This is a genomic window from Candidatus Enterococcus wittei, assembly GCF_002140175.1.
Taxonomy (GTDB): Bacteria; Bacillota; Bacilli; order Lactobacillales; family Enterococcaceae; genus Enterococcus_B; species Enterococcus_B wittei.
Map to the genome: position 1 here is coordinate 1 of NZ_NGMO01000005.1, position 6,897 is coordinate 6,897.

A 6,897-nucleotide genomic window follows, 5' to 3' on the forward strand; every position below is an offset into this window, starting at 1 on the left:
TCATATTTTGTGAGATTTTAGCTTAGTGCCGATGGTCACCTTTTCGAACACCGTGTATCCAGGTTGTGAGAGAAGCGTTCTACACTGAGGCATAAAGAGGAAAAATAGAAAATGGTTCCTCACATTTTTTATTTTTTTGACTTATGTCCAAAGTGTAGCTTCTCGAACACCGTTTATCAGAGGTTGTAAGAGAAGAATTCTGACCTGAGTTTTAAGAAGGAAATTGAGAAAATAGTTCCCTCTATTTTTCATTTTACTGACGCTATATGGCTTCTTAATTAGCACTTACTTAAATCACAAAAACAGCGTGGAACAAAAGTGTTATTTACTCTTGTTTCACGCTCTAAGTACGTATAAACCCAGGAATCAGAAGCAATTCCTTCTGTCCCAACCTCAGTTTTCGTATATTCGCTTTTTTATATTATTTTTTTGTTTTGTCTGGGAATTGTGCTTCGACACGATAGATTCGCTGACCTTTAGAAGAAAATTTCTCCTCATATTCGGTCATGATATTTCCTTCATAATCACTTTGATGTAAATCTAACCACACTTTTTTCAAACACATACCGTATTGAGAAAAGCTAGCTAAAGAATATTCAAACAATCCTTGATTGTCTGTTTTGAAATGGATCTCGCCATTTGGTCGTAAGATCTGTTCATCCACAGCTAAAAATGTATGATAGGTCAATCGTCGTTTTTCATGCTTTTTTTTAGGCCATGGATCAGAAAAATTCAAATAGATTTGATCAATCTCACTTTCAGCAAAATAATCCGTCAAAGCTGACCCATCCACATGTAACAATCGTAAATTAGGTAAGGGTTCTGCTAACACCTTATCTAAAGCAATTGAAACAACGCTAACTTGCATTTCAATCCCGATATAATTGATTTCTGGATGAGCTTTCGCCATTCCTGTAATAAATTGGCCTTTTCCCATACCAATTTCTATATGAATCGGATGATCATTGCCAAATAGCTCCTGCCAATGACCTCGCCATTTTGAAGGTTCACTGATCACGATTTCTGGATGGGCTGCCAACATTTCTGCGGCATTTGGTCGATTTCGAACACGCATGTTTTTCTTCCTTTCTTTTCATAAAAAAAGCAGAGAGTTTGGTTCCACCCTGCCATTTATTTTATTACATCCTACTCTTTTCTAAAAAATGTCTTTCTCTTTTTTAACCACTAAAAATTCGTTTCAACTGTAAAATTTCTTCATTCATCCGACGATAATCTTCACGCTTACAATATCTCGTGATTTCTTGCAGAAGATTCATCGCTGCATACCAATGAAGCTTTTCTAACACTTCATCAGTCGGACGTATGCCATAGCTGATCAACCATTGATTCCAACTAGATAAAGGAACGTAATTACCTAAAATCGTTGCAAGATCAACAGCTGGATCTGCAAACATGATTGAATCCCAATCGACCAAATATAAATAATTTTTACAGACTAACCAATTACGATGATTCACGTCACCATGCACGACTGCCAGACTCTCTTTGTCGATAGCAGGGACCTGCTTACAAAGAAATTGATAGACCATCTGTAAAAAACGATTGTTCTTTAGCATTTCCGGCAACTCATGTTCATATTGTTGCAACATTTTTTCAGGAGTCAGCACTCTACCTCCAATGCGAGAAAGCATCGCTTTCAATGAAGCCGAATGATGTAAATGATACAACACATCGATCACATCATTTCTTTGTCCGATCTCATTAGGCGTCAATAAGCGACCTTCCAACCATTCCTGTGCAGTTAGTGTGTCTCCATTTCCTGTCCGCTTTGTCCAAACTAACTTAGGCGTAATGCCTTCTCGGGATAATGCAGCGAGCATTGGCGTTGTGTTTCTTTTGATAAAGACCCTGTCCTCATCACGCATGCCTATGTATGTTTTTCCTGTATCACCTTTGATGGGGCGTAACCGCCACTCTTGGTCTAACTGAAACTCCATCGCGCATTCTCCCGTCCTCTACTAAATGTTTGCAGTACCTATTATTCTAGTCGCACACGTCATGTACGTCAAGCACATATACGTTCTTTTTCACTGATTTACTCTTTAAAAAACCAACTTTTATCAAAAATCCCAAACAATAAGTGGACCACCCTTCTAAAATCAGTAACTAACACCAATTTTTCGAGGATTGTCCACCTATATACTATTTAGTCCATTTTCTTTAAACGATTCGGAACATACCACTTGATCAGCAGTCCATCCACGAGTAAGTAAACAAGCAATGGGAGCCATCTTTCGGTACCACTTAACACAATCGCTGCGACAATACCAAAAAGTACTGCAACAAACGTCAATATCCAACTAAGTAACCGCTGAATCCCTACTTTTTTCTGTTCTTCTGGAATCGGATATAACTGTACCAAGATCATATAACGAAACTGGCTGTATAGAGGTAACAATTGAAACCCGATCAAGTAAAGAAATAAAGAACCAAGCGCCAAAGTAAAATATAACTCATTGATACCGGCAATAATGATACTGCCAATCACTGTTAATCGCATATATAAACCGATAAAGTCCGAACCTCGCGCAAATCTTCTGGCATAAAGGTATAGATAAGTGTTGTTCGTTTCATTTTTTATCCAATGCAATGCCGGATCTAAATAACGTCTTCTTTTTACTTTAGCTGTAATTTCTGGCACATCTGTAAATAAATTGATGAATTGATAGATCTGATGTAACCGTTGCTTTTCTGATTGAATCATTTTTTCCCAATCTAAATGGGCCGTCAGTTTTTTCCATAAAAACCAATAATATAGTCCACTTTGGATAAGAGCCAAAAGAAAACCTAACCAGACCGTTGTATAAAAAGTCAGGAGCAAAATAATTAGAGTAGAGACCCACCAAGCACTTTTCCAAAAGTTCATCACTTTCTGATCAAGCCTGAAAAACCCTGCTCTCTTCAATTGCAAATGACTGAACTTCAAACTCCATAAAATTCCTAAATAAATAAAGAACATTGAAAAAGGCTGTTGCGTAGTCACGACGACCAATGGCATAGCAAATCCTCCTGCTAAGCCTAATCCAATCATAGGAAATAGACATGAATAGCGAAATGCTTGTTGTAGATAGCCATGCATTTCTTTTTCTTTAGGTAAAAGAAAAACCAGATCTGCTGGTTCTGCAAATGTCGCAATTTTTCCCATCATCAGACAAACGAACCAAAAAAGAGTAATCATTATTCCACCTAAATGAAAGGTGCTAGGAAGTGTCTTTAACCAACTGGAATAATAAAGACCCAGTCCACCAATCAAAAAAAGACAGACGAGTACAAAATGATCATTAAATACATAACGTAAGTACTTCATCATTTTCTTATGATGCTTAGCCAATCTTTTTTGAAAAAATTCATTCATAGCTTTGCTCCTTTGTTAGGGCTATATAGATGTCATCTAGCGAAGAACCTGGTAAATGGAAGGTTTCTTGTAATTCTTCTAATGAGCCATCCGCTCGGATCTCTCCATTATGCAAAACGATAAATCGGTCACAATATTTCTCAGCAGTTGCTAAAATATGGGTAGACATCAAAATCCCTGATCCATCTTGTTTCATCGAAACCATTAATTCTAACAAAGCATTAATCGCTAACGGATCAAGACCTAAAAATGGTTCATCAATAATATACAAAGAAGGCTCAATCAAAAAGGCACATAAAATCATAACTTTTTGTTTCATACCTTTTGAAAAATTAGCAGGAAACCACTCCAAGCGATTCTCTAAGCGAAAAGTGTGTAACAACTTCTCTGCTCGCTTCATGGCAATATCCATTGGAATATTATAGGCCATCGCAGTCACTTCAATATGTTCTTTCAATGTCAATTCTTCATAAAGAGACGGCGTTTCTGGAATATAGCCGATTTGTTTTCGATAGTTTTCTACATCTTTCTTTAAGGAAAGTTGGTTAATTTCAATTTTTCCTTTCATCGGATCGAGCAAACCCATGATGTGTTTGATTGTTGTACTCTTCCCCGCTCCGTTCAAACCAATCAAACCAACCATTTCTCCAGGTTGCACGGTAAAACTAATATCTTTTAAAACAGGGAGATGACCGTATCCCCCTGTTACGTGATCTAAAATTAAACTCATATATTTTCCTCCGTTGTTATACTGTATTTATTATACCATGTAGAAAATTTTGACAAATTATTTTTTTCGTACAATTCATTGAACTTATGTTAAAGTTGAGTTAATAAACGAACTTTATACTTTTTAAGAAAGGTGTTTTTTTCTATGGAAAATTGTATTTTTTGTAAAATCATCAATCAGGAAATCCCCAGCTATAAAATCTATGAAGATGATAAGATTTATGCTTTTTTAGATATCTCACAAGCAACAAAAGGACATACGCTAATTGTTCCAAAAGAGCATGTCACAGATATTTTTGAGTACAGTGAGTCTTTGGCAGCTGACGTGTTTGCCCGGATTCCTAAGATTGCTCGGGCAATCGAGCACGCTTATCCTGAAATCCAAGGATTGAACATCGTGAATAATAATCGAGAGCTTGCTTATCAAAGTGTCTTTCATTCCCATATTCATTTAATCCCACGCTACAGCAAAGAAGATGATTTTTCCATGCACTTTGGCAACAATCAAGATACCTATACTGTAGAAGAAATGCAAGCGATTCAAGAAAAAATCAAAAAGCAGGTGAAGTAGCATGATTAAGAACTTTTTAAAGGGTATAGCTTTTGGTGCAGCCACTGGAACGATCGCAGGTCTGTTATTTGCCCCACGTAGCGGAAATCAGACAAGAGAAAAATTGATTAGTGAACTAGAAGAAGCAACAATGTTAACCAACGAATTAAATAACAGTTTATATAATTTTAAACGTTCATTATACGAAACTAAAAAAACAGCAGAGACTGTTATTCCAGCTTTCCAAGAAGCTGTTCAAAAAGACTTAGAAACCTTTAAATTCCAAGCTGAACCAAGGATTGCACAAATTCAAGAACAAGTAGATAAGTTATCCGTGAATTTCCCGGAAGCCAAAGACAGCGCGCAATAATGCGTAAATACGCAGCAGTTTTGAAAATCGCTTAGCTATTTTTCCTATCATATGTTAGGAATGTGATAAAATTTTGAATTTTATTTGAAACTATCTGATAGAACGTTTTTATTGACAGATAATTATGGTATAGTTATCTATGTAAAAATAATAATAAATTACAGGAGCGTAAATTTAATGAAAAAGAAAAAAATAATTTTAGCTGCGACTAGTGCGTTAGCTATTCTAACCCTAGCGGCTTGTTCTGGCGATACTGATAAGGATATCGCAACAATGAAAGGTGGCACGATCACTGTTTCTGATTTCTATGACAAAGCAAAATCTGAGTCATCCAATCAACAATTAGTACAACAAATGATTATCTATAAAGTATTCAACAATAAATACAGTGATAAAGTAACAGATAAGCAAGTAGATGCTGAATTCAATAAATCAAAAGAAACTTACGGAGATAGCTTTGAATCACAATTAGAAGCTGCCGGTTATACAACAGATAGCTATAAAGAATATCTTCGTAATAACCTTGTCTTGAAAGCTGGGCTAGAAGCTCATGTTGATTTGACAGATGAAGATTTAAAAACAGCTTGGGAATCTTTCCACCCAGAAGTAGAAGCTCAAATCATCAAAGTAGCTAGTGAAGATGAAGCAAAAGAAGTGAAAAAATCAGCTGATGATGGCGAAGACTTTACAAAGTTAGCCAAAGAAAAATCAACTGATACAACTACCAAAGAAGACGGTGGTAAAATCAAATTTGATTCAGAATCAACAACTGTTCCTACTGAAGTAAAAGAAGCTGCCTTCAAATTAAAAGACGGTGAAATCTCTGATGTCATCACTGCAGCAAATCCATCTACTTACGCAACAGAGTACTATGTCGTTAAAATGGTGAAAAACCAAGATAAAGGCAACGATATGGATAAATTTAAAGATGAATTAAAAGAAATTGCTACACAAGCTAAAATCAACGATAGTGCATTTACTACAAAAGTAATCGGTGAAGAATTAAAAGCTGCAAATGTGAAGATCAAAGATGATGCATTTAAAAATATCTTAACTCCATTTACTGAAACTTCAAGCACAGCATCAACGGAAGATTCAGCAACACAAACAACTGAAAGTTCTGAAACAAAATCAACCGATTCAACAAAAGCTTCTGAAACAAAAGAGAGCACAACTGACTCTACTAAATAATAAAGAATGACTCTATAATTAACGGGACAGAAGAATCATAAATGATTTCAGACTGTAGACAAAAGCATCAGTTTCCTCTTTACTAAGAGTGTAGACTGATACTTTTGTCTATTTTTGTATAATAAAAGATATGAAGACATATGCTTCCACTGCCAAGTGGCCAATTTTTTCAGGTTCATTGCGGCAAAAACAAGCATCGTATGCACCTGATTTTTTTCCAAGCCTCGATACTTGGTGTAGCGCATTCCATGCTTTTCCTTTGCGTCTGCAAAAACACGTTCAATCGTTTCTTTTCTTTTTTTATATTTTTCGCGATTATACGCCGTATGGCGTAAATGTTCTGCTTCATCTAAGTAATCTTCCCAAATGTGTCTATGTATTTCTTTTTGGTGTTTCTGGCTTTCTGTACAATTTTTCAATAATGGACAAGTTTCACAAATAAAAGATTTAGATACATATTTTTTATAGCCATCTCGAGTAGTTGTGCGAAACTGAAGTGTTTGATCATTGGGGCATAAGTACCAATTATAATGGGAATCATAATCAAAATCTTTCTTTTTAAAACGTTCTTTGTTTCCTTTGGGTCGAGTATAAGGAAAAATGGGCCGTAGTTTTTGGTCGATTAAATACTTGGTATTCCAAGGTGTTTTGTACGCAGCATCAGCAGCTACACCATAAAAG

Annotated in this window: 8 protein-coding genes; 3 read left to right on the top strand and 5 right to left on the bottom strand. The window is 35.9% G+C overall.

Translation table 11 applies throughout. From position 1 onward, the window contains the following. Positions 1–421: 421 nt before the first annotated feature. The 4 genes from trmB to A5844_RS12450 all read right to left on the bottom strand — a co-directional run bounded on the left by trmB (position 422) and on the right by A5844_RS12450 (position 4,106). On the bottom strand, positions 422–1,075 hold the full coding sequence (trmB, locus tag A5844_RS12435; protein WP_086285509.1) for a tRNA (guanosine(46)-N7)-methyltransferase TrmB: 654 nt from the start codon (positions 1,073–1,075) through the stop codon (positions 422–424). Between the two features lie 103 nt (positions 1,076–1,178). Next, positions 1,179–1,958 carry a phosphotransferase family protein gene (locus A5844_RS12440; RefSeq protein ID WP_086285512.1) on the bottom strand — a complete coding sequence of 260 codons (780 nt, stop codon included), beginning with the start codon at positions 1,956–1,958 and terminating at the stop codon, positions 1,179–1,181. 209 nt (positions 1,959–2,167) lie between these two features. After that, entirely contained in the window at positions 2,168–3,376 is a 1,209-nt protein-coding gene (locus A5844_RS12445; protein ID WP_086285513.1) for an ABC transporter permease, read from the bottom strand. Next, positions 3,369–4,106 carry an ABC transporter ATP-binding protein gene (locus A5844_RS12450; protein WP_086285515.1) on the bottom strand — a complete coding sequence of 246 codons (738 nt, stop codon included), beginning with the start codon at positions 4,104–4,106 and terminating at the stop codon, positions 3,369–3,371. The genes A5844_RS12445 and A5844_RS12450 overlap by 8 nt, the downstream gene beginning before the upstream one ends. Positions 4,107–4,250: 144 nt before the next feature. Between A5844_RS12450 and A5844_RS12455 the strand changes: the two genes are divergently transcribed. The 3 genes from A5844_RS12455 to A5844_RS12465 all read left to right on the top strand — a co-directional run bounded on the left by A5844_RS12455 (position 4,251) and on the right by A5844_RS12465 (position 6,216). Beyond that, positions 4,251–4,676: an HIT family protein gene (locus A5844_RS12455; protein WP_086285516.1), complete on the top strand. Its 426-nt coding sequence runs from the start codon at positions 4,251–4,253 to the stop codon at positions 4,674–4,676. Position 4,677: 1 nt separating this feature from the next. After that, on the top strand, positions 4,678–5,025 hold the full coding sequence (locus A5844_RS12460) for a YtxH domain-containing protein (protein ID WP_086285517.1): 348 nt from the start codon (positions 4,678–4,680) through the stop codon (positions 5,023–5,025). A gap of 177 nt (positions 5,026–5,202) precedes the next feature. Next, positions 5,203–6,216: a peptidylprolyl isomerase gene (locus A5844_RS12465; RefSeq protein ID WP_086285518.1), complete on the top strand. Its 1,014-nt coding sequence runs from the start codon at positions 5,203–5,205 to the stop codon at positions 6,214–6,216. A gap of 47 nt (positions 6,217–6,263) precedes the next feature. Here A5844_RS12465 and A5844_RS12470 read toward each other — a convergent pair. Then, positions 6,264–6,897: transposase (locus A5844_RS12470; RefSeq protein WP_179190604.1), on the bottom strand; the 634-nt coding region annotated here is incomplete at its 5' end.